The organism is Bradyrhizobium huanghuaihaiense (assembly GCF_025200885.1).
GTDB classification, from domain to species: Bacteria; Pseudomonadota; Alphaproteobacteria; order Rhizobiales; family Xanthobacteraceae; genus Bradyrhizobium; species Bradyrhizobium huanghuaihaiense.
This window is the reverse complement of sequence record NZ_CP104172.1, coordinates 805933-829176: the sequence shown is the minus strand read 5'-3', so window position 1 is coordinate 829176 and position 23244 is coordinate 805933. Positions and strand designations below refer to the sequence as shown.

The window sequence follows — 23244 nt, the reverse complement described above, 5'->3', positions numbered from 1 at the left end:
CGGTGGGTTTAAGCCGGTAGCATGAACGCAAAACCTGACACCGTGCAGTCCTCGGCCGAGGCCCTGCGCTATCCCTGGGACCAGCATCCCGGCCCCGAAGAGGTCGTGGAGATCAGGCCCGGCGTGCTGTGGGCGCGGCTGAAACTGCCGTTCCGCCTCAATCACGTGAACATCTATCTGCTCGCCGACGGCGACGGCTATGCGATGGTCGATGCCGGCTTCGGCAACGAGGAGACGATCGAGGCCTGGACGAAACTGTTCGACGGCCCGCTGAAGGGCGTCAACATCACGCGCCTGATAGTCACCCATTCGCATCCCGATCATGTCGGGCTCGCCGGCTGGATCGTGGAGCGCTTCAACTGCCCGCTGGTGATGTCGCAGGTCGAATATCTGCAATCAGTCTATCACCAGAACCGCGGCACCGAGGAGCGGAAGGAGGCACAGCGGCTGTTCTTCCGCCGCCACGGCATGGACGAGTCGCTCACCGAAAAGCTGCTCGGCCGCGGCCAGGACTATCTCAAGCGTGTCTCGGTGCTGCCGCCATCCTACCGCCGCATCTCGCATGGCGACGAGGTCGTGATCGGCGCGCGGCGCTTCAAGGTGATCACCGGCGGTGGGCACGCGCTCGACCAGGTGATGCTCTATTGCGCCGACGACAAGCTGTTCCTCTCCGCCGACCAGGTGCTGAGCAAGATCTCGCCGAATGTCAGCGTGTGGGCGGTCGAGCCCGACCAGAACTCGCTCGGCGAATACCTCGCATCGCTCGCAAGCCTCACCACCACCCTGCCTTATGACTTGCTGGTGCTGCCCGGCCATGGCGTGCCGTTCTACGGCCTCAAGACCCGCATCAAGCAGCTCGCCGACCACCACGAGGAGCGCTGCCGCCTGATCGCGGACGCCTGCCGCGAGCAGCCGAAGACCTCGCGAGAGCTGGTGCCCGTGGTGTTCAACAAGCACGTGCTGGACGAACACCAGATGGGCTTTGCCGCCGGCGAGCTGGTCGCCCACGTCAACTACATGATCGTCGAGGGCCGGCTGACGGGCGAGACGAAGGACGGCGTGCTGCAGTTCCGGACGACGTGAGTGGTGCTTCACCTCGCCCCGCCTGCGGGGAGAGGGAGTAGATCTCACTTCATATTCGCGATCGCGTGCAGCGCCGCGATGTAGCCGAACGGCCCCAGCCCGCAGATCACGCCCGTTGCCACGAACGAGATCTTCGAGTGGCGATGATATTCGTCGCGGGCGTGGATGTTGGAGATATGCACCTCCAGCACCGGCCCCTCGAACGTCTTGATCGCGTCCATGATCGAGACCGAGGTGAAGGACAGGCCAGCCGGATTGATGACGATGGCATCGGCATCCTGCCGCGCCGACTGGATCAGATCGACCAGCACGCCTTCATGGTTGGACTGGTGGAAGGCGAGCTTGAGCCCGAGCTTTCCGGCAGCCTCTTCGCAGCTCGCATTGACCTCCGCGAGCGTCGTCGTGCCGTAGATGTGCGGCTCGCGGATGCCGAGCATGTTGAGGTTGGGACCGTTGAGGATCATCACGCGCTTCATGGAAAAGGTCCTTTCGAAGGCCTGGTTTGAGCATGCCCTCCGGGCCAATGGCGCATGCGCTGCGGGAATCGGATTGGGTAGAGCCGGCGGCCGCGGTCAAGGAAAGCGTGTGCCGGGCCGCGAAGAAAGACCAGGGCTGGCCAGACCCGCATCCCGGCTGATGCTGCAAAGCAACATTACGTCTCGCGCGAACTTGATCGGGATCAAGTTTCAAATCGCACGATAGGGCATTTTGCCCAAATGCCCTCCAGGGCCAGATGTGGGATAGCGCATAGACATTGGAGCTGGAAAAGCTCTAAGAAGATGCGGCCCTTTTGGTCAGTTCCGTCTTAGGTTTTGCCGATGGATTACAGCCAGTTCTTCAATTCCGCCCTCGATCGCCTCCATTCCGAGCGGCGCTACCGCGTGTTCGCCGATCTCGAGCGCACGGCCGGCCGGTTCCCGCACGCGGTCTGGCATTCTCCGAAGGGCAAGCGCGACGTCGTGATCTGGTGCTCCAACGATTACCTCGGCATGGGCCAGCATCCGAAAGTGGTCGGCGCCATGGTCGAGACCGCAACCCGGGTCGGCACCGGCGCCGGCGGCACCCGCAACATCGCCGGCACGCATCATCCCCTGGTGCAGCTCGAGGCCGAGCTCGCCGATCTCCACGGCAAGGAAGCCGCGCTGCTGTTCACCTCGGGCTATGTCTCGAACCAGACCGGCATCGCGACCATCGCAAAGCTCATTCCGAACTGCCTGATCCTGTCGGACGAGCTCAACCACAATTCGATGATCGAGGGCATCCGCCAGTCCGGCTGCGAGCGGGTCGTATTCCGCCACAACGACCTCGCCGATCTCGAAGCGCAGTTGAAGGCTGCGGGCCCGAACCGGCCGAAGCTGATCGCCTGCGAGAGCCTCTATTCCATGGACGGCGACGTCGCGCCCCTCGCCAAGATCTGCGATCTCGCCGAGAAATACGGCGCGATGACCTATGTCGACGAGGTTCACGCGGTCGGCATGTACGGCCCGCGCGGCGGCGGCATCGCCGAGCGTGACGGCGTCATGCATCGAATCGACATCCTCGAAGGCACGCTGGCCAAGGCCTTCGGCTGCCTCGGCGGCTACATCGCCGCCAACGGCCAGATCATCGACGCCGTGCGCTCCTATGCGCCGGGCTTCATCTTCACCACCGCGCTGCCGCCGGCGATCTGCTCGGCCGCGACCGCCGCGATCAAGCATCTGAAGACCTCGAACTGGGAGCGCGAGCGCCACCAGGACCGCGCTGCCCGCGTCAAGGCGATCCTCAGCGCCGCCGGCCTGCCGGTGATGTCGACCGACACCCACATCGTGCCGCTGTTCGTCGGCGATCCCGAGAAGTGCAAGCAGGCCTCCGACCTCCTGCTCGAAGAGCACGGCATCTACATCCAGCCGATCAACTACCCGACCGTGCCCAAGGGCACCGAGCGCCTGCGCATCACGCCCTCGCCCTATCATGACGACGGCCTGATCGATCAGCTCGCCGAAGCGCTGTTGCAGGTGTGGGATCGCCTGGGGCTGCCGCTCAAGCAGAAGTCGCTGGCGGCGGAGTAACGTCGTCCTGGCGAAAGCCAGGACCCATTACCCGACTGCGGGTTGTTGCAGCAGGTTGGGGCTACTAGCGTGCCCACTACCGCGTCCTGTGGTTATGGGTCCTGGCTCCCGTGCGCAATTGCGCACTAGGCCAGGACGACGCTGGGGCTGACGGACTGCCAGTCACCTTAACGACAACCCCAGTTCCTCGCCCCGCACGGCATTTCGCTGTCGCTTGCGCCCCTGCAACGCGCTAGATTTACAGGGAAAATGAGAACCGGGCGCGTTGGCGCCCAGGGAGAAGCGCGCTCGCCATGCTGCACGACTGGGGCGTGATCGCCGCCGCCTTCGGCTATATCGGCTTCCTGTTCCTGGTGGCGAGCCATGGCGACCGCCGCTCGCAGGCCAAGGCCGGCCGCGCGTCCGGGCTGATCTATCCGCTGTCGCTGGCGATCTACTGCACCTCCTGGACCTTCTTCGGCTCGGTCGGCTTCGCCACCCGCACCTCGACCGACTTTCTCGCGATCTATGTCGGCCCGATCCTGATGATCGGCATCGGCACCGGTGTGCTGCGCCGCGTGATCCAGCTTGCGAAAGCCCACAACATTACCTCGATCGCCGACTTCATCGGCGCGCGCTACGGCAAGAGCCAGGCGGTGGCGGCGACCGTGGCGCTGATCGCGATCATCGGCTCGGTGCCCTACATCGCGCTCCAGCTCAAGGCCGTCGCCTCCTCGCTGGAGACGATCCTGAGCGAGGACCAGGCCTTCTCCCATATCCCGATCCTCGGCGACATGGCGCTGATGGTGACGCTGGCGATGGCGGCTTTCGCCGTGCTGTTCGGCACCCGGCAGACCGATGCGACCGAGCACCAGCACGGATTGATGCTGGCGGTGGCGACCGAATCCATCGTCAAGCTGGTCGCCTTCCTCGCCGCCGGCATCTTCGTCACCTTCTGGATGTTCTCGCCGCACGAACTCATCGAGCGCGCGATGAAGACGCCGGAGGCGGTGCGCACGATCAACTATTCGCCGTCGATCGGCAACTTCCTGACCATGACGCTGCTGTCGCTGTGCGCGGTCATGCTGTTGCCGCGCCAGTTCCACGTCAGCGTGGTGGAGAATTCCAGCGATGCCGAGGTCGGCCGTGCACGCTGGCTGTTCCCGCTCTACCTCGTCGCCATCAATCTGTTCGTGATCCCGATCGCGCTCGCCGGCCTCGTCACCTTCCCGTTCGGCGCGGCCGACCCTGACATGTACGTGCTGGCGCTGCCGATGGAAGGGGGCGCGGATCTGCTCAGCGTCGCGATCTTCGTGGGCGGCCTGTCGGCGGCGACCGCGATGGTGATCGTCGAATGCGTCGCGCTCTCGATCATGGTCTCGAACGACCTCGTGGTGCCCCTCGTGCTGCAGCGGCGGCCGGAGGGACGCACCGGCGGCGCCGATTTCAGCGACTTCCTGCTGCGCTCGCGCCGGCTCGCGATCTTCGCCATCATGGTGATGGCCTATTTCTACTATCGCGCGCTCGGCAACACCCAGCTCGTCGCGATCGGCCTGCTCTCCTTTGCCGCCATCGCCCAGCTCGCGCCGAGCTTCTTCGGCGGGCTGTTGTGGCGGCGCGCGACCGCACGTGGCGCGATCGGCGGCATGCTGGTGGGCTTTGCGGTATGGCTCTACACGCTGTTCATACCGAGCTTCATGGATTCCTCGACGACGGGCATCCTGCTGCTCCAGCATGGTCCGTTAGGAATCGAGGCGCTGCGGCCGCAGGCGCTGTTCGGCGCCGACCTGCCGCCGCTGATGCACGGCGTGATCTGGTCGCTGTCGCTCAACATCCTCACCTATGTGCTGCTCTCGCTGGCGCGGCGGCCGTCCTCCATAGAGCTGGTGCAGGCCGATCTGTTCGTGCCCAACACGCTCGCCCCGATCGCCCCGAATTTCCGCCGCTGGCGCACCACCGTCACGGTGCAGGACATCCAGACCACGGTGGCGCAGTATCTCGGGCCCGACCGCGCCCGGCATTCCTTCGAAGCCTTCTCTGCGCGGCGCAATGTGCGGCTCGAGCCCGGGGCACCCGCCGATTTCGAGCTGTTGCAGCACGCCGAGCACCTGATTGCCTCGTCGATCGGCGCGGCCTCCTCGCGCCTCGTGATGTCGCTGCTGCTGCGCAAGCGCACCGTCTCCGCTAAAGCCGCGCTAAAACTGCTCGACGATTCCCACGCGGCGCTGCATTTCAACCGCGAGATCCTCCAGACCGCACTCAATCATGTCCGGCAGGGCATCGCGGTGTTCGACGCCGACCTGCAGCTGATCTGCTCCAACCGGCAGTTCGGCGATCTCCTCAATGTTCCTCCGCATTTCATCCAGTTCGGCACGCCCTTGCGGGAAATCCTGGAATTCATGGGCGTGAGCGATCCGGACAATGAGGCCGACCGGGAGGCGATGATCGAGCAGCGGCTCGTGGCCTACACCACCGACAGCGAGCCCTATCTCGAGCGCCTGCCGGAACGCCACATGGTGATCGAGGTGCTCACAAACCGCATGCCCGGCGGCGGCTTCGTCATCACCTTCACCGACGTCACGCCGACCTTCGAGGCGGCGGAAGCGCTGGAGCGCGCCAATGCGACGTTGGAAAAGCGCGTACGCGACCGCACCGAGGAGCTGACCCGGCTGAACTCGGAACTCGCGCTGGCCAAGAGCACGGCGGAAGATGCCAGCATCTCCAAGACGCGCTTCCTCGCCGCCGCGAGCCACGACATTCTGCAGCCGCTGAACGCGGCCCGGCTCTATGTCACCAGCCTGGTCGAGCGACAGCACAGCGGCGAAGAGACGCGGCTGGTCGAGAACATCGACGAGTCGCTCCAGGCCATCGAGGAGATCCTCGGCGCGCTGCTCGACATCTCCCGGCTGGATGCCGGCGCGATGGCGACCTCGATCTCGAGCTTCAAGATGGCCGATCTGATGCGCTCGCTGGAGATCGAGTTCGCGCCGATCGCGCGCGCCAAGGGCCTCGACCTCGCCTTCGTGCCCTGCTCGCTGCCGGTGCAGTCGGATCGGCTCTTGCTGCGGCGCCTGCTCCAGAACCTGATTTCCAACGCGATCAAATACACCCCGCGCGGCCGCGTGCTGGTCGGCTGCCGCCGCCAGGGCGCCTCGCTCAAGATCTGCGTCTACGACACCGGCGTCGGCATCCCGCCGGTCAAGCGCGGCGAGATCTTCAAGGAATTCCACCGCCTGGAGCAAGGCGCTCGAATCGCGCGTGGCCTCGGCCTCGGGCTGTCGATCGTCGAACGGCTGGCGCGCGTGCTCAACCACAGCATCGCCATCGACTCCAATGTCGGCGGCGGCTCGGTCTTCTCGGTAACGGTGCCGACCGCGAAGGCGATCACCCTCACCGCCGCCGTCACCAGCGCCACGCCGCTGGCGCGCACGCCGATCGCAGGCGCGCTGATCGTCTGCATCGAGAACGATGCCGCGATCCTCGACGGCATGCGCACGTTGCTGAAGGCATGGGACGCCGAGGTGATCGCGGTCGCCGATCCCGAGGCCGCGATCGCCGCGATCGAGGCTGCCGGCAAGCGCGTCACCGGCCTGCTCGTCGACTATCACCTCGACCGCGGCAACGGCATCGCCGCGATCCGCGACATCCGCCGCCGCTTCGGCGACGCCATCCCAGCGATCCTGATCACCGCCGACCGCAGCCCCGCCGTGCAACAGGCCGCGCGCGAGGAAAAGATCGCGGTGCTCAACAAGCCGGTGAAGCCGGCCTCGCTCCGCGCCCTGCTCGGCCAGTGGCGCACGCAGCAGATGGTGGCGGCGGAGTAAGGCGATGCTGCGTGCCTTCGCGTCTCAAGGCGCGAGCCGCGTGAAGACGTAGTCGCGGCTCTTGGCGCGGGCTTCGTGACAGCCCCAGCAGGTGCGATGCTGCGCTTCATCGACGGGTTTGCCGTCGATGAAGCGGCCGAAACCCCAGCCGCCCGTCGAGGCATATTTCTGGGAATCCTTCACCATCACCTGCACCGTAGTGGCGGCGCCGGGAATCGTCGCGGATGCGAATTCCGGTGACTGTTTCCGCTTCCAGGCGCGCTTGACCAGAATCGTGCCGTCCGGGAACGGAAGCTTTCCGGCCTGATAGGCCTCGATGGCGGTCTGGTTGCCGACAACGGCGCGAAGCTCGTCGAGCGGCGCCGCCTCCTCGGCCGGCGCAATCAGCTCCCACTGCTTGTAACCGGCCGGTATCGTGACGCCGAAAATCGGCGAGGCGTCCGCCGCATTGCTCTGCGCGGGGCCTTCGGCAACAGCGATCGAGACCAGATAGGGCAGGCAAGTCAGGAGAACGACGAGAAGGAGCGCCGCAAGCGTAATCACCGTAGTGAAGGAGCGCTTTTTCGTTTCAGGTTCATTAGACGTCATGATGTTTCTTCAAGTGGGGACCGCGGCACGTCCTCGGTCCAGCCGCGCTGGACCGAGGCATCGAATGTGTCCTCAGGCGCCGTCGGCGTCGATGACGGCCTTGGCAAAGGCCTGCGGTGCCTCCTGCGGAAGATTGTGACCGATGCCGCCGGTGATCAGGCGAAAGTCGTACCGGCCGGAGAATTTCTTGGCATAGGCGCTCGGATCAGGATGCGGCGCGCCGTTGGCGTCGCCTTCCATCGTGATCGTCGGCACGGCGATGACGGGAGCTGCCGCGAGCTTCTTTTCGAGCTCCTCATACTTCGCCTCGCCCTGGGCAAGCCCAAGCCGCCAGCGGTAATTGTGGATCGTGATCGCGACATGATCCTTGTTGTCCAGCGCCGCCGCGCTGCGATTGAAGGTGGCGTCGTCGAACTTCCATTGCGGCGAGGCCAGCTTCCAGATCAGCTTTGCGAAATCGTGCGTGTACTTCTCGTAGCCGGCGCGGCCGCGCTCGGTCGCGAAATAGAACTGGTACCACCATTGCAGCTCGGCCGATGGCGGCAAGGGGGCGGCGCCGGCGGCCTGGCTGGAGATCAGATAGCCGCTGACGGACACCAGCGCGCGGCAGCGATCCGGCCACAGTGCGGCGATGATGTCGGCGGTGCGCGCGCCCCAGTCGAAGCCGGCAACGACCGCCTTCTTGATGTCGAGCTTGTCCATCAGCGCGATGATGTCGGCGGCCATCGCGGCCGGCTCGCCATTGCGCGGCGCTTCGCTGGAGAGGAACTGCGTCGTGCCGTAGCCGCGCAAATACGGGATGATCACGCGATAGCCGGCCTTCGCCAGGATCGGCGCGACATCGACGAAGGCGTGGATGTCGTAGGGCCAGCCGTGCAGCAGGATCGCCACCGGACCGTTCGATGGACCTGCCTCGGCATAGCCGACATTGAGGACACCGGCCTCGATCTGCTTGATCGGGCCGAAGGACGCATTCGATGCGGCGACGCGCGGCGCTTCCGTTTCGGCGCGGGCAAGGTCGAGAACGCCGAGACCGACGGCGACGCTTCCCGCGGCGACGCCAAGAAACTTGCGGCGGTGCTGGTCGATGAGCTGCTTCATGATGTTGCTACCTCGTTGATGATTGGTGATGGTGCGTCAGATCAGTGCGACCGCGACGTCGATGTTGCCGCGGACGGCCTTGGAGTAAGGGCAGGTCTCGTGCGCCTCATCGACGATGTCGCGCGCAACCTCGCGATCGAGGCCCGGCAAGCTGACATTGAGGCGCGCCCGCAGGGCGTAAGTGCCCTCATCGAGAAGAAGATCGATTTCCGCATCGATCGCGCTTTTTCTCGGAAGCACGATTTTTCGCTTGCGCGCGGCGATCTCCATCGCGCCTTCGAAGCATGCCGACCAGCCGGCCGCGAACAATTGCTCGGGATTGGTGCCGATGCCGGCGTTGCCCGGCGGTGACAATTTGACATCCAGGCGGCCATCGGAACTGCGGGACATGCCGTCCTGCCGCCCGCCGCTGGTGCGGGTCCTGGCCGTGTAGAGCAGCTTTGCCGCTTGCGTCATGAAAGTCTCCTTGCCGTCGCGCAACTGACTATCAGCCGCCTCGGCAGGACACCCGTTGGGACTTGTGAGAAGTTGTGAGGCCGGCAGGGAACCCGATCAGGAGGCCTGCAAACGCGGTCTTATGCCGATGCAAGGCCGGTCTTGCGGGATCGGCGCCCGCTGGTTATCCGGTTCACCAAATGAGCAAGATTTCGCGATGACTGATCCGGCCGCGCCCGCGGCAACAACACTGTCGTTCGGGCCATTCACCGTGAGGCCACATGAGAGGCTCGTGATGCGCGACGGCGTCGCGCTGCAGATGGGTGCCAAGAGCTTCGATACGCTGATCGCACTGATGTCGCGGCCGAACGAGGCCATCAGCAAGTGGGACCTGATGGCGCGGGTCTGGCCCGGCATGGCCGTCGAGGAGGCGAACCTACGCTTTCACATCGCGGCGCTTCGCAAGGCCCTCGGCGACGGCAAGGACGGCGCCCGCTACATCACCACGCTCTCGGGCCGCGGCTATTGCTTCGTGGCGCCGATCTCGCAGACGCCGATCTCGCAAACGGAGATTGCGGCGAAGCCACGCCCCGCACCGCGGATGGAGCTGCCGCCGGTGAAGCTGCCGAACCGGCTGCAACGCATGGTCGGACGCGACGACGCCGTCGCCGCCATCTCGGACAAGCTCATCACCGCTCGCTTCGTCACGATCGCCGGCCCGGGCGGCGTCGGCAAGACGGCCGTTGCCGTGGCGATCGCTCACGACCTGCTCGAAAATTTCTCCGACGCCGCACACTTCGTCGATCTTGCTGCTCTGAGCGATCCCGATCTCGTGATCACGTCGATCCTGCTGATGCTGGGCCTGCCGGCCGAGACGGATGATCCCCTGCCCGCGCTGCTCGCGCATCTGCGCGACAAACGGATGCTGCTGATCCTGGACAATTGCGAGCACGTCATTGCCACGGCGGCGCCACTCGCGGCGGAGATCTTCCACGCCGCGCCGCATATCCATATCCTCGCAACCAGCCGTGAAGCCCTGCGTGTCGAGGGCGAGCAGGTCTATCGATTGGCGCCGCTCGCCGTTCCGCCGGACAGTGCCGGACTGACTGCGGCGGCCGCGCAGACCTATCCGGCGCTTCAGCTTTTCCTCGAACGGGCCACCGCCGGCGGCGCGCAGATCGCGCTCGACGACGGCAATGCCGCGATCGTCGCCGGCATCTGCCGCAAGCTCGACGGCATGGCCCTGGCGATCGAGCTCGCTGCAGGACGGGTCGAGGCCTACGGCCTGGAGCAGACGGCGGCGCTGCTCGACGAGCGCCTCAATCTGCTCTGGCAGGGTCAGCGCACCGCGCCGCCACGGCAGAAGACCTTGCAGGCGACGCTGGACTGGAGCTACGGGCTGCTGTCCGACACCGAGCGCCTCGTACTGCGCAGGCTCGCGGTCTTCGCCGGCCATTTCACCCTCGACGCCGCGCTCGAGGTCGTGCCGGCCGCGCACGTCGACCGCGCCCGACTGTTCGATGCCATCGACAGCCTCGTCGCCAAGTCGATGGTCGCACCGCGACCGATCGGCGCCATGATGCGTTACCGTCTGCTCGACACGACGCGCGCCTATCTGTTCGAGGTCGAGCCTGATGACGCGGCACTATCGGCGCGCCACGCGATCTACTACCGGCGATGGCTGGAGCAGGCCGGCACGACATGGGCGACGGTGCCGAGCGCCGACGAACGGGCCATCCATTTCTCCGCGCTTCACAATGTGCGCGCCGCTCTGAGCTGGTGTTTTGGCGCGAACGGCGATGCGAACATCGGTATAGCGCTGGCTGCCGCTGCAGCTCCGATCTTCCTCGCGATGTCACTGCTGATCGAATGCCGGCGCTGGTCGGAACGGGCGCTGCTGGCGATCGATCCGACCTCGCGTGGCAGCGCCGAGGAAATGCACATCCAGGCCGCCCTCGGCCTGACCTTGATGTTCACGCGCGGCGGCAGCGAGGCGGCGCTGACCGCGCTGCGCAGAAGCCTTGCGATCGCACGGGCGCGCGGCGACGCGCCGAACCAGCTTCAGCTGCTCGGCCGGATGCATATCTTCCACGAGCGGATGGGACAGTTCGACGCCGCGCTTGGTTATGCGCGGCAGAGCCTCACCGTCGCCGAGACGCTGGGCGATGCCGCATCCATCGCCCTCGCCCATTCACTCCTCGGTGTCTCCTTGCATCTGGCCGGCGAGCATCGCGATGCGCTGAAGATGCTGCAGGCTGCCTGGCAGGGGCCGGGCACGGAGCGGATCAGCACGGTCCACGGCTTCGATCACCGCAACCGCGCCGGCATCTCGCTGGCACGGGAGCTGTGGTTGCAGGGCCGGCCCGCGGATGCGCGGATGTTGGCGCGGCAGACGGTCACCGAGGCCGCGCAGATGGACCATCCGATCACGCTTTGCATCGCGCTGATCTGGGCGGTCTCGATCGATCTCTGGAGCGGAGAGCTCGACGATGCCGACGAGAACATCGACCGCTTCATCGCGCATGCCGAGGCGCGCTCGATGGGGCCTTATCTCGCGGTCGGTCGCGGCGTCAAAGGCGAGCTGGCGATCCGGCGCGGCGACGCCGCCAGCGGCGTCGAGACGATAAGCGCCTGCCTGCGCGAGCTCCACGATGCCGGTTACGAGCTGCTCACCACGACGTTCAACATCGCGCTGGTGCAAGGCTTGTTGGCACTCGGTCAGGCCGAGCAAAGCGCGCGCGTGATCGACGATGCGATCCGGCTCGTCGAGCAAGCCGGCGACCATCTCTACATGCCCGAGCTGCTGCGGATGAAGGCCAAGGTCCGCTTGCACCTGCCAGAGCCGCAGATCGAGGACGCAGAGGCCTGCCTCATGCAATCGCTGCAGCTCAGCCGCAGCAAGGGCGCGAAAGCCTGGGAACTGCGCGCGGCAATCGATCTTGCCGAATTCCTTGTCGAACGCGACCGACGCGAGGAAGCAAGGCTATTGCTTCAATCGGCGCTCGAAGGCTTCGCCGAGGGCTCGGAGACCGCGGATATCACGGCGGCCAACAGCCTGCTGCAGACATCATAGAGGCGTACCGTATCAAGCTCCGTCATCCTTCGAGGCCTCCGCTACGCTCCGGCGCTTCAGGATGACGGATTTGATAGTGCCGCAACGCTCACCCCGTCGGCGTGCCCTGCTTCCACTGGCCGCCGGCGATCTTCGCGGCGGCGATCACGGCCTGGGTGCGGCTCTCGACACCGAGCTTTTGCAGGATCGCCGAGACATGCGCCTTGATGGTGGCTTCGGAGACGCCGAGCTCGTAGGCGATCTGCTTGTTGAGGAGGCCCTCGGACAGCATCATCAGGACCCGGACCTGCTGCGGGGTCAGCGTCACCAGGCGGTCGCGCAGGCGCGTCATGTCAGGATCGGCGGCGGCGGACAGGTCGGTGTCGGCGGGAACCCAGACGTCGCCTTCCATCACCTTGAGAATGGCGTCGCGCAGCGTCTCGACGCCGAACCGCTTGGGGATGAACCCGGAGGCGCCGAAATCGAGCGAGCGGCGGATCGTGGCGCTGTCGTCAGAGGCCGAGACGATCACCACCGGGACGGCCGGATATTGCGCGCGCAGATAAATCAGACCGGAGAAGCCTGAGATCCCGGGCATCGAGAGGTCGAGCAGGATCAGGTCGACGTCGGAGGTCTGTTCCAGGAGCTTGGTCAGATCCTCGAACGATCCGGCCTCGTCGATCCTGGCCGAGGTCAGGACGCTCGCCACAGCCTGCCGGAGCGCATCACGGAACAGGGGGTGATCATCGGCAATGACGAGATGGGTCGAGGGAGCGTTCATCGTTCTCTTGCTGTCGTTCGCAACCGGCCGGCGAGTCGCTGCCGCGGCAGGTCAATTCTTCCCTGCCCGGCCGTGGCATGCAAGTGCACATTATCCCTTTGCTGCAAAGGGGTTAATCCGCAAGCCTTCGCGGTACGCACCGGCGCCCGATACCGGGCAGTCAGGTGCGCGTCAGTGCGCAAGGCCGAAAGTCGTATTGGGGCGGGTTTCACGCCGATGTTACCTTGCGGGCAAGACCTGGGTCGATCCGGCATGTCCGGACGCCCGGGGCGCGAGGAAACGCATTTCGGGGAGCGACTCAATATGTCGACAATGGCTGTGTCTCAGGCTGGCGCAGGAGGGATGACGAAGGACGAACGGTTCGTCATTCTCGCCTCCTCACTCGGTACCGTGTTCGAGTGGTACGATTTTTACCTCTACGGTTCGCTCGCCTCGATCATCGGCGTGCAGTTCTTCTCGGACTATCCGCCGGCCACCCGCGACATCTTCGCGCTGCTGGCATTCGCCGCCGGCTTCCTGGTGCGTCCGTTCGGCGCGATCGTGTTCGGCCGTATCGGCGACATCGTCGGCCGCAAATACACCTTCCTCGTCACCATCCTGATCATGGGCCTGTCGACCTTTATCGTCGGCCTGCTGCCCAATGCGGCCACCATCGGCATCGCGGCCCCGATCATCCTGATCGCGCTGCGCCTTGCGCAGGGCCTTGCCCTCGGCGGCGAGTATGGCGGTGCGGCGACCTATGTCGCGGAGCACGCGCCGAACGGCAAGCGCGGCTACTACACCTCCTTCATCCAGACCACGGCGACGCTCGGTCTGTTCCTGTCGCTGCTGGTGATCCTGTTCACCCGCACCGCGACCGGTGAAGCCGATTTCGCGAAGTGGGGCTGGCGCATCCCGTTCCTGGTCTCGGTGCTGCTGCTCGGCATCTCGGTCTGGATCCGGCTTCGCCTCAATGAATCGCCGATCTTCCAGAAGATGAAGGACGAGGGAAAGAGCTCGAAGGCGCCGCTGACGGAAGCCTTCGGCAACTGGCAGAACGGCAAGCTCGTGCTGCTCGCGCTGCTCGGCGGCGTGATGGGCCAGGGCGTGGTCTGGTACACCGGCCAGTTCTACGCGCTGTTCTTCCTGCAATCGATCCTGAAGGTCGACGGCTACACCGCCAACCTGCTGATCGCCTGGTCGCTGCTGCTCGGCACCGGCTTCTTCATCGTGTTCGGCGTGCTGTCCGACAAGATCGGCCGCAAGCCGATCATCCTCGGCGGCTGCCTGATCGCGGCGCTGACCTTCTTCCCGATCTTCAAGATGATCACCACCAACGCCAACCCGGCGCTGGAAAAGGCGATTGAGTCGGTCAAGGTCGACGTGGTGGCGGATCCCGCAGGCTGCGGCGACCTGTTCAACCCGGTTGGCACCCGCGTCTTCACCGCGCCTTGCGACACCGCGCGCGCCTACCTGTCGCAGTCGTCGGTCAAGTACTCGACCACGCCAGGCGCGGCCGGCTCCGGCGTGAAGGTGGTCGTCAACGGCAAGGAAGTTCCGTACGCGAACGCCAAGGAGAGCAACCCGGCCGTCCTCGCCGCGGTGCAGGCTGCGGGCTATCCCAAGACCGGCGATGCGGGCATCGTGAAGATGGCCCATCCGTTTGACGTCTTCCGTCCGCAGGTGGCCGCGACCATCGGGCTGCTGTTCATCCTGGTGATTTTCGTCACCATGGTCTACGGCCCGATCGCCGCGATGCTGGTCGAACTGTTCCCGACCCGCATCCGTTACACCTCGATGTCGCTGCCCTACCACATCGGCAACGGCTGGTTCGGCGGCCTGCTGCCGGCGACCGCCTTCGCCATCGTGGCTTCGACGGGCGATATCTATGCGGGCCTTTGGTACCCGGTCACGTTCGCGGCCATCACCGTTGTGATCGGCTTCCTGTTCCTGCCCGAGACCAAGGACGTCGACATCAAGGCGACCTGATCGGAAGCAGCGAACCCAAAAGATACGAACCGGCCGCGGTCTCCGCGGCCGGTTTTGTTTTGGATCAGAGCTTTTTGTTTCGACGCGTTGTCTTCACGCGAACCGGGATTCAGTTCGCTCGAAAACGCCCTACTGATTGCTGCCGATGAATTGCAGCACCACCTCGCGCCGGTGCGGGCGGGCGCGATGCTCGATCAGATAGATCGCCTGCCAGGTGCCGAGCGCAAGCCTGCCGTTCAGGACCGGGACCTGCAGCGACGTCTGCGTCAGCATGGTCTTGACGTGCGCGGGCATGTCGTCCGGTCCCTCGGTATCGTGCGTCCAGCCGGCGTTCTCCGGCGCCAGCCGGGACAGCGCGGTGGTGAGATCGACCAGCACGGAGGGATCGGCGTTCTCCTGGATCGTCAGCGACGCCGAGGTGTGGCGAATGAACAGCGTCAACGCGCCCTCGCCTGCGTGCGCCTCGGCGATGAATTTTGCGGCTTCGCTGGTGAGGTCGGTGAAGCCGCGACCCGGCGTCTGCACGGTGAGCAGTGACGATGAGATGGTGGTGGCTTGCACCGTCGATGGCGCCGAGCGGGTTACGGATTTGGCTGATGTCATCAAAGGTCTCGACTGATCGAACACTGCCGTAGGGTGGCGGGCAAAGGCGCGTAGCGCCGTGCCCACGTCTTCCTTCATTGTTGTAGAATCATGGTGGGCACGGCGTAAGAACGCCTTTGCCCACCCTACGGCACCTCAACGCATGGATCGCGCGAAGGGGCCATCTGATGTCATCAAATTCTCTCAACTCCGAAAGCTGCCGTAGGGTGGGCAAAGCGAAGCGTGCCCACCATCCCCGCGACTATATCGAGGTGGTGGGCACGGCGCGTCGCGCCTTTGCCCACCCTACGGCAGCTCGTCACATGCTAAATCTTCCCCGACACGTCCTTTTGCACCCGGTTGGCCATGTCGATCAGCCGGCGCCAGGCCTTTTCCAGGAACGACATCACGCGATCGAGGTCCTGATCGCTGGGCAGCGGGATCTCGATCTTGCGGTCGCCCTCGGCGACCTTCGGCTCCGCCTTCTTCAGCGGATCGGATTTCGGCAGCGCCTCCTCGATCTTGCCCGACACGGTCGGCCCGGCCGCGAGCTGTCCCTTCAGCTTCTCGACCTCGGCCTGGAGCCGGCCGATCTCGGCATCGAACGCGGCGCGCTCGTCGGGCACCGCGTAGCAGGCCCAGCCGGTGCCGTTCCTGGTGCAGGTCGACATCGTTCCTGTGCGGGTATCGAGCCGCAGCACCCCCTCCGGGATCGGCGTCATGGTGTAGCGGCCATTTTCGCCGTCGGGCGCCGATTGCGCGGCCACCAGGCTGCCGCTGACGACCATCAAGGCGGCGAACGACGCCGCGAGCCATGATGCTGTGGATGACGTCACTGGTCTCATCGCGCTCTCCGCCACCACGCGTGTGGCACGTCCGCAATTCTACACCGCGGCGCAGCGATCTGCCGCCAAAAACACCCGCCGAAATCAACGATCCCGCCGGCCCGTTTGATCCCGTCAGCGCGGCGAAATGGCGACGACATCCACCGATCAAGAGGAGAGCTGCTGCGGTGCGGCGTCACGCTGTGCGCAGCGCTGCCGCGCGCGCCAATATTGTCAGGTAAATCAGCTACATAGCAGAAAGCGACGCAATCGTGACTTGGCTTGACTTGATTATAGGCCATCAGTATGGTCCGCGCGGCTTTTGAGGGTGGCGGGCGTAATTTCCATTCAGCCGGTGCGTTTCGGGTCTTCGTTGCATGACACAGGGCACGGGACACGGCGAGAATGGAGATCGCGATAGATCGCCCGAGGAAGCTGCGCTTTCCGAACGGCTCGGAAATCTTGATCAGCGGTTGTCCGAACTTCGCGACCGCCGCACCAAGACCGAGCAACCCGCAGGTGACGGTGAGGACAGAGCGGCCAGAGCCTCGGCGATGGCGCTTGGTTTTCGGTTATCCTCCGAGTTGGTCGCCGGTGTCGCTGTCGGGGCGGGGATTGGCTGGGGGTTCGACCGCTTGCTGTCGACGTCGCCTTTCGGATTTATCGTGTTCCTGCTGCTGGGCTTCGTGGCCGGCGTGGTGAATGTGGTGAGATCGGCAGGCGCGGGTCAAAACAGGCGCGGTGGCTCGTAAGGCGATCCGCACAGGAGAGGAATGATCGTGCCGGCCTTGCCGGTACGGGCCGGCCCGGCCGGCAGACCGAGACCCGCCGGCATTGCCCGGCAGACCAAGAGATGCCGCGCCGATGAAAATCGATCCGATCCACCAGTTCAACATCGAGCCTCTCTTTACGATCGGCCATATCGGCAATCACACGATCGCCTTCACCAATTCATCGCTCTACATGCTGGTGGCAGTTGCGATCATCTCGCTCCTGATGCTCGCCAGCGGCTCGCAGCTGATTCCCGGGCGCCTGCAGTCGGTCGCCGAGATCTCCTACGAGTTCGTCGCCTCGACCATCCGTTCGACGGCCGGCGCGGAAGGCATGAAGTTCTTCCCGCTGATCTTCTCGCTGTTCATGTTCATCTGCGTCTCGAACCTGGTCGGCATCATCCCCTACACCTTCACGGTCTCGAGCCACCTGATCGTCACCGTCGGACTGGCGCTGCTGGTCTTCTTCACTGTGCTGATCTACGGCGTCGCCAAGAACGGCCTGAAATTCTTCTCGATTTTCGTTCCTCACGGCGTCCCGGGCTACATCCTGCCGCTGGTCATGTTCATCGAGATCCTGTCGTTCTTCCTGCGGCCGGTCTCGCACAGCATTCGTCTGTTCGCCAACATGCTGGCCGGCCACATCGCGCTGAAGGTGTTCGCGGGCTTCGTCGCCATGCTGGGCTTCTCGCTCGGCGCCATCGGCTGGGTCGGCGGCGTGCTGCCGCTGGCGCTCACGGTCGCGCTGTACGCCCTCGAGATTCTGGTCGCGTTCCTGCAAGCCTATGTGTTTGCGATCCTGACCTGCATCTACCTCAACGACGCCATTCATCCGGGACACTGAGCGGTCCGGGGAATTTCCACCCACAACCCAATCTTTCTTCCAAGGAGTCTAAAATGGATCCGGCAGCAGCAAAACTTATCGGCGCGGGCATCGCGTGCATCGGCATGGGCGGTGCGGGCGTCGGCGTGGGCGTGATCTTCGGCAACTACCTCGCCGCAGCGGTCCGCAACCCGTCGGCCGCCCAGGGCCAGTTCGGCAACCTGATCTTCGGCTTCGCCGTGACCGAAGCGCTCGGCATTTTCTCGCTGCTGATCGCGCTGCTTCTGCTGTTCGTTTTCTGAGAACGACTTCTTTCGCGCCGCTTCATCCGAAGCGGCGCGTGACAGCAACAGGAGTACTCCATGGCCGAGAGTCATGGCGGGGCAAAAGGACCGGCGGCGGGTGCCCACACCGAAGCCGATGGCGGTCATCACAGCGGCGGCTTTCCGCCGTTCGAGAGCAGCACCTTTGCTTCACAGCTGGTGTCGCTCGCGATCTTCTTCGTCCTGCTTTACGTGATCGTGTCCAAGCTCGCTCTGCCGAAGGTCGGCGGTGCGATCGAAGCACGTCAGAACAAGATCGAGGGTGACCTCACTGAGGCGCAGAAGCTGAAGGACCAGTCCGAGGCGGCGCTGAAGGCCTATGAAGGCGAGCTCGCTTCGGCGCGTTCGCGGGCACAGGCGATCGGCAACGAATCCCGCGACAAGGCGAATGCGCAGGCGGACGCCGAGCGCAAGGCGCTGGAAGAGCAGCTGGCGGCCAAGCTCGCCGAGGCGGAGAAGACCATCGCCTCGACCCGCACGACCGCCATGAGCAACGTCCGCGGCATCGCGGCCGATGCAGCAGGCCAGATCGTGCAGCAGCTCACCGGCGTCGTTCCGGATGCGGCGTCGGTCAATGCCGCCGTTGATGCGTCCTTGAAGGGTTAGTCGAGATGTTCTTCGATCCTGAAACCTGGGTCGCCGTCGCCTTCGTGGTCCTGATGGTCGTGTTCGGCTATCTCGGGGTCTTCAAGTCGGCGATGACCGCGCTCGATCATCGCGCTGAGCGCATCAAGGCCGAGCTCGAGGACGCGGCGCGTCTCAAGCAGGAAGCCGCCAAGGTGCTCGCGGACTACAAGGCGCGCAGTGCCACGGCCGAGCGCGAGGCAGCCGACATCATCGCCAACGCCAAGGCCGAAGCCGAGCGCATCGCGGCCGACGCCAAGGCGAAGATGGAAGATTTCGTCGCCCGCCGCACCAAGACCGCGGAGAGCAAGATTGCGCTCGCCGAGGCCCAGGCGCTGGCCGATGTCCGCGCCGCAGCCGCGGAAGCCGCCGTCCAGGCCGCTTCCACGATCCTGTCGCAGTCGGTCAAGGGCCAGGTCGCCGACGACCTGCTCGCCAAGGGCATCAACGAGGTTCGGCAGAAGCTGAACTGAGGCCCTAGCCCTCATCAATCAAAAAGCCGGCGCGCGAGCGCCGGCTTTTTTGTTTGTCCGAGAGCGCTCCCGCAACCCGCCTCAGTCGTAATCCACCTGCATCAGATACAGCCCATCCGGCGGGGCGACGATGCCACAGGCGGTGCGGTTGCGGGCGGCAAGGGCTGCGGAGAGATCATCCGCGGTCCAGCGGCCCTCGCCGACCCACACCAGCGATCCCACCATCGAGCGCACCTGGCTGTGCAGGAACGATCGCGCCGAGGTGACGACGGTGATCTCGCGGCCGTCGCGAATCACATCGAGCTGGTCGAGCGTCTTCTCCGGCGATTTGGCCTGGCACTCGGTGTCGCGGAAGGTGGTGAAATCGTGCTTGCCGAGCAGGCGCTGCGCCGCCGCGTGCATGGCCTCGGCATCGAGCCGGCGCGGCACGCGCCAGGCATGGCCGACGTCGAGCGCGAGATTGGCGCGGGTGTTGAGGATGCGATAGCGGTAGTGGCGCTTGACCGCCGAAAAGCGCGCCTCGAACGTATCGGGCACGATCTCGGCCTCGAGCACCGCAATCGGATGCGGGCGCAGATGCGCATTGAGCCCGTCGCGAAAACGGCCGGGCGGAAACTGCTTCTCGACGTCGACATGCGCGACCTGGCCGCGCGCATGCACGCCGGCGTCGGTGCGGCCGGCGCCATGCACCCGCAAATCCGCGCCGGTCATCGCCTTCACCGCCGCCTCGAGCGCGCCCTGCACCGACGGCAGCGTGTCCTGCACCTGCCAGCCGAAGAACGGCGCGCCGTCATATTCGATGGTGAGCTTGTAGCGGGGCATCTTTCCCAGTGTCATCGTCCGCGCAGGCGGGCGATCCAGTACGCCGTGACGGTTCGGTTCAATTTCAAAAGCCTCGGCGTACTGGATACCCCGCCTTCGCGGGGTATGACAGCGTCAGTTGAATTTGGCGCCCACCCTCAGCGGCACGCCGCGCAGGAAGTCCGCGGCCTGCATCCGGCCCTTGCCCTCGCGCTGAAGCTCAATGATGCGGATCGCGCCGTCGCCGCAGGCGATCGTGAGCTGGTCGTCGAGCACCTCGCCGGGCTCCCCCGATCCTTTCGCGAGCTCGCAGCGCAGGATTTTGACGCGCGCATTTTCGAGCTCGGCCCAGGCGCCGGGAAACGGCGACAGGCCATGGATGTGGCGCAGCACCGCGCGCGCGGGCTTGCTCCAGTCGATCCGGGCCTCGGCCTTGTCGATCTTGGCGGCGTAGGTGACGCCGTCCTCGCTCTGCTGCTTGAGCTGGAGGCCACCGCGTTCGAGCGCGGCCATGGCGCGTACCATCAGGTCGGCACCGAGGCGGGAGAGACGGTCATGCAGGTCGCGCGCGGTCATGTTGTCGGTGATTGGAAGGCGCTCGGCCATGGCAACGTCGCCGGTGTCGAGGCCGACATCCATCTTCATCACCATGACGCCGCTCTCGGCATCGCCTGCCATGATCGCGCGATTGATGGGGGCGGCACCGCGCCAGCGCGGCAAGAGCGAGGCGTGCAGATTGTAGCAGCCGAGCTTCGGCGCATCGAGGATCGCCTGCGGCAGGATCATGCCGTAGGCGACGACCACGGCCGCGCCGGCATCGAACGCACGAAACTCCTCGAGCGCTTCCGGAGTCTTCAGCGTCTTCGGCGTCAGCACCGGAATGCCGAGCTTCCGCGCGGCTTCCTCGACCGGGGTAGGCTGCAATTGCAGGCCGCGCCGCCCACCCGGCTTCGGCGCGCGCGTATAGACCGCCGCGATCTCATGGCCATGCGCGACCAGCTCGAGCAGCGTCGGCACGGAGAAATCGGGCGTGCCCATGAAGATGAGGCGGAGGGGCATCAGAAAACCTGCGAAGGACGCAATTCACCAACAGTCATTCCGGGGCGGCTCGAAGAGCCGGACCCGGAATCTCGAGATTCTCAGGTGCGCAATTGCGCACCATGGTTCGATGCTGCGCATCGCCCCGGAATGACGGCAAGCTTATTCCGCGCGCTTGGCGGCTTTCTCGAACTTCTTCATCACGCGGTCGCGCTTGAGCTTCGACAGATAGTCGACGAACAGCACCCCGTTGAGATGGTCGATCTCGTGCTGGATGCAGGTGGCATAGAGGCCTTCGGCATCCTCCTCGTGCACCTTGCCGTCGAGATCGGTGAAGCGCACGCGCACCTTCGCAGGCCGCTCGACCTCCTCGTAATATTCGGGAATCGACAGACAGCCTTCCTCGTAGACCGAGAGCTCTTCGGAGGACGCCAGGATCTCCGGATTGATGAAGACGCGCGGCTCGTGCTTGGTCTCGCCGCTCTCGTCGCGCTTGGCGAGATCCATGGTGATCAGCCGCAGCGGCTGCGCGACCTGGATCGCCGCGAGGCCAATGCCGGGCGCGTCGTACATGGTCTCGAACATGTCGTCGGCAAGCTTGCGGATCTCCGAAGTGACCTTCTCTATCGGCTTGGAGACCAGCCGCAGCTGCTTGTCGGGCAGGATGATGATTTCTCGTAGGGCCATGGCCGCGATTTAAGCCCCGCGCCGGATGCGGTCAATGCGGAGAGGAACCCCGTTAACCCTCCGTTAACCATAAAACTTCAGGTTTTGTTAACCATAAAAATTCAGGGACCATTAACCTAAGACGTTCCCTCTTCGTTCGCGCCGGGCAGCGAATCGGTTAGAAGGGCTGGCATGAACGAGATCATTTTCATGCTCGGCGACTGGCCGGTGCGCACCATCGACGCGCTGATCGGCTTCGGTGCGCTCGTCCTCATCCTGCTGGTTGTGATTGCGGTCGTGATCGCGCGCTCCGGGCGGCGCGGCGCGGAACTCGCCATGGCACACGCGATCCGGGCCGACGAGCTCGAGGAGCGGCTAAGCCAGGTACTCCGCGCCCAGAGTGAGGCCTCGGGCCGGGTCGACGCCATGACCCAGGCGCTGGCCGGCCGGCAGGCCGAGATGGCACGGGCGGTCAACGAGCGGCTGGATTCGGTGACCCATCGCGTCGGCCAGTCCATGGAACATTCGACCCGCAACACCATGGAGAGCCTGCGCGCCCTGCACGAGCGGCTCGGCATCATCGACAACGCGCACAAGAACCTGACCGACCTCACCACGCAGGTGACGACGTTGCGCGACGTGCTCGCCAACAAGCAATCGCGCGGCGCCTTCGGCCAGGCGCGGATGGAGGCGATCGTCCAGGACGGTCTCCCCAAGGGGTCCTACGAGTTCCAGTTCACGCTCTCGACCGGAAAACGACCCGACTGCGTCGTGTTCCTCCCCGACCAGCGCCCGCTCTGCATCGACGCCAAATTCCCGCTGGAGGCGATGACGGCACTGCACGACGCCCGCACCGACGAGGAGCGGCGCGTGGCCACGCAGCGGCTGCGCGGCGACGTGATGAAGCACGTCAGCGACATCGCCGAAAAATACCTCGTCACCGGCGAGACCCAGGAGATGGCGCTGATGTTCGTGCCGTCGGAATCCGTCTACGCGGAGATTCACGACGGCTTCGACGACGTGATCCAGAAGGCCTATCGCGCCCGCGTGGTGCTGGTGTCGCCCTCGCTCCTGATGCTCGCGATCCAGGTGATGCAGCAGATCATGAAGGACGCGCGCATGCGCGATGCCGCCGACCAGATCCAGACCGAGGTGATCAAGCTCGGCGACGATCTCGGCCGCCTGCGCGAGCGCGTGGTCAAACTGCAGAAACATTTTTCCGACGCGAATGAGGACGTCCGCCAGATCCTGATCTCCGCCGACAAGATCGAAAAGCGCGCGGGGAGAATCGAGGAGCTCGATTTCAGCAAGACCGACGCGCCAGCGGAGGGCCCGCGGCTGGTGGCAACGGCTGCGCCGGAACTGTTTCCGCGGAAGCTCCAGGCGGGGGAGTGATTTGCTTACCTCTCCCCGCTTGCGGGGAGAGGTCGGATAGCTCTTGCGATCCGGGTGAGGGGGTGC

21 protein-coding genes are annotated in these 23244 nt (G+C 65.1%); 11 read left to right on the top strand and 10 right to left on the bottom strand.

What is annotated here, in order from left to right:
• Nucleotides 1–21: 21 nt before the first annotated feature.
• Complete coding sequence (locus N2603_RS03880; RefSeq protein WP_018643423.1) at nt 22–1083, top strand: MBL fold metallo-hydrolase; 1062 nt, start codon at nt 22–24, stop codon at nt 1081–1083.
• Nucleotides 1084–1127: 44 nt separating this feature from the next.
• Here the strand turns inward: N2603_RS03880 and aroQ are convergent, their stop codons facing one another.
• Nucleotides 1128–1559, bottom strand: a complete 432-nt coding sequence (aroQ, locus tag N2603_RS03875) for a type II 3-dehydroquinate dehydratase (protein ID WP_063686565.1) — start codon at nt 1557–1559, stop codon at nt 1128–1130.
• Nucleotides 1560–1901: 342 nt separating this feature from the next.
• Here aroQ and hemA point away from each other — a divergent pair, with 342 nt between their 5' ends.
• On the top strand, nt 1902–3131 hold the full coding sequence (gene hemA / locus N2603_RS03870) for a 5-aminolevulinate synthase (RefSeq protein WP_130365820.1): 1230 nt from the start codon (nt 1902–1904) through the stop codon (nt 3129–3131).
• Between the two features lie 293 nt (nt 3132–3424).
• Nucleotides 3425–6934, top strand: a complete 3510-nt coding sequence (locus tag N2603_RS03865) for a PAS domain-containing hybrid sensor histidine kinase/response regulator (protein ID WP_260387752.1) — start codon at nt 3425–3427, stop codon at nt 6932–6934.
• A gap of 24 nt (nt 6935–6958) precedes the next feature.
• Here the strand turns inward: N2603_RS03865 and N2603_RS03860 are convergent, their stop codons facing one another.
• The 3 genes from N2603_RS03860 to N2603_RS03850 all read right to left on the bottom strand — a co-directional run bounded on the left by N2603_RS03860 (nt 6959) and on the right by N2603_RS03850 (nt 9079).
• A complete protein-coding gene (locus N2603_RS03860) occupies nt 6959–7522 on the bottom strand; it encodes a cytochrome P460 family protein (protein WP_260387751.1) in 564 nt (187 codons plus the stop codon).
• A gap of 72 nt (nt 7523–7594) precedes the next feature.
• Entirely contained in the window at nt 7595–8623 is a 1029-nt protein-coding gene (locus tag N2603_RS03855; RefSeq protein WP_260387750.1) for an alpha/beta fold hydrolase, read from the bottom strand.
• Nucleotides 8624–8659: 36 nt separating this feature from the next.
• Nucleotides 8660–9079, bottom strand: a complete 420-nt coding sequence (locus N2603_RS03850) for an organic hydroperoxide resistance protein (RefSeq protein WP_260387749.1) — start codon at nt 9077–9079, stop codon at nt 8660–8662.
• 196 nt (nt 9080–9275) lie between these two features.
• Here N2603_RS03850 and N2603_RS03845 point away from each other — a divergent pair, with 196 nt between their 5' ends.
• The gene (locus N2603_RS03845) at nt 9276–12131 is read left to right on the top strand and encodes an ATP-binding protein (RefSeq protein WP_260387748.1); all 2856 of its coding nucleotides are present in this window, start codon (nt 9276–9278) and stop codon (nt 12129–12131) included.
• Between the two features lie 88 nt (nt 12132–12219).
• Here the strand turns inward: N2603_RS03845 and N2603_RS03840 are convergent, their stop codons facing one another.
• On the bottom strand, nt 12220–12891 hold the full coding sequence (locus N2603_RS03840) for a response regulator (RefSeq protein ID WP_018643430.1): 672 nt from the start codon (nt 12889–12891) through the stop codon (nt 12220–12222).
• Nucleotides 12892–13233: 342 nt separating this feature from the next.
• On the opposite strand from N2603_RS03840, the gene N2603_RS03835 reads away from it, so the two are divergent.
• Nucleotides 13234–14859, top strand: a complete 1626-nt coding sequence (locus tag N2603_RS03835; protein WP_018643431.1) for an MFS transporter — start codon at nt 13234–13236, stop codon at nt 14857–14859.
• Nucleotides 14860–14988: 129 nt separating this feature from the next.
• Here N2603_RS03835 and N2603_RS03830 read toward each other — a convergent pair whose 3' ends face one another.
• Together N2603_RS03830 and N2603_RS03825 are read right to left on the bottom strand one after the other, a co-directional pair.
• Entirely contained in the window at nt 14989–15462 is a 474-nt protein-coding gene (locus tag N2603_RS03830; RefSeq protein WP_018643432.1) for a secondary thiamine-phosphate synthase enzyme YjbQ, read from the bottom strand.
• 305 nt (nt 15463–15767) lie between these two features.
• Entirely contained in the window at nt 15768–16286 is a 519-nt protein-coding gene (locus N2603_RS03825; RefSeq protein WP_260387747.1) for a hypothetical protein, read from the bottom strand.
• 356 nt (nt 16287–16642) lie between these two features.
• Here N2603_RS03825 and N2603_RS03820 point away from each other — a divergent pair, with 356 nt between their 5' ends.
• The 5 genes from N2603_RS03820 (at nt 16643) to gspM (ending at nt 19278) form a co-directional block, all read left to right on the top strand.
• Nucleotides 16643–17017 (top strand): AtpZ/AtpI family protein, encoded by a 375-nt coding sequence (locus tag N2603_RS03820; RefSeq protein ID WP_018643434.1) that lies wholly within the window; start codon nt 16643–16645, stop codon nt 17015–17017.
• 112 nt (nt 17018–17129) lie between these two features.
• On the top strand, nt 17130–17879 hold the full coding sequence (locus N2603_RS03815) for a F0F1 ATP synthase subunit A (RefSeq protein ID WP_018643435.1): 750 nt from the start codon (nt 17130–17132) through the stop codon (nt 17877–17879).
• Nucleotides 17880–17932: 53 nt separating this feature from the next.
• Complete coding sequence (locus N2603_RS03810) at nt 17933–18160, top strand: F0F1 ATP synthase subunit C (RefSeq protein WP_018643436.1); 228 nt, start codon at nt 17933–17935, stop codon at nt 18158–18160.
• Nucleotides 18161–18220: 60 nt separating this feature from the next.
• The gene (locus N2603_RS03805) at nt 18221–18787 is read left to right on the top strand and encodes a F0F1 ATP synthase subunit B (RefSeq protein WP_018643437.1); all 567 of its coding nucleotides are present in this window, start codon (nt 18221–18223) and stop codon (nt 18785–18787) included.
• A gap of 5 nt (nt 18788–18792) precedes the next feature.
• Nucleotides 18793–19278 carry a type II secretion system protein GspM gene (gene gspM / locus N2603_RS03800; RefSeq protein ID WP_018643438.1) on the top strand — a complete coding sequence of 162 codons (486 nt, stop codon included), beginning with the start codon at nt 18793–18795 and terminating at the stop codon, nt 19276–19278.
• 81 nt (nt 19279–19359) lie between these two features.
• Here the strand turns inward: gspM and truA are convergent, their stop codons facing one another.
• From truA to def, 3 genes are all read right to left on the bottom strand, one after another.
• Entirely contained in the window at nt 19360–20100 is a 741-nt protein-coding gene (gene truA, locus N2603_RS03795; protein WP_260387746.1) for a tRNA pseudouridine(38-40) synthase TruA, read from the bottom strand.
• 114 nt (nt 20101–20214) lie between these two features.
• Nucleotides 20215–21138: a methionyl-tRNA formyltransferase gene (gene fmt, locus N2603_RS03790; protein WP_260387745.1), complete on the bottom strand. Its 924-nt coding sequence runs from the start codon at nt 21136–21138 to the stop codon at nt 20215–20217.
• Nucleotides 21139–21279: 141 nt separating this feature from the next.
• Nucleotides 21280–21804 (bottom strand): peptide deformylase, encoded by a 525-nt coding sequence (def, locus tag N2603_RS03785; RefSeq protein WP_018643441.1) that lies wholly within the window; start codon nt 21802–21804, stop codon nt 21280–21282.
• A 171-nt stretch (nt 21805–21975) separates the two neighbouring features.
• Between def and N2603_RS03780 the strand changes: the two genes are divergently transcribed.
• Nucleotides 21976–23178 carry a DNA recombination protein RmuC gene (locus tag N2603_RS03780; RefSeq protein ID WP_260387744.1) on the top strand — a complete coding sequence of 401 codons (1203 nt, stop codon included), beginning with the start codon at nt 21976–21978 and terminating at the stop codon, nt 23176–23178.
• Nucleotides 23179–23244: the final 66 nt, after the last annotated feature.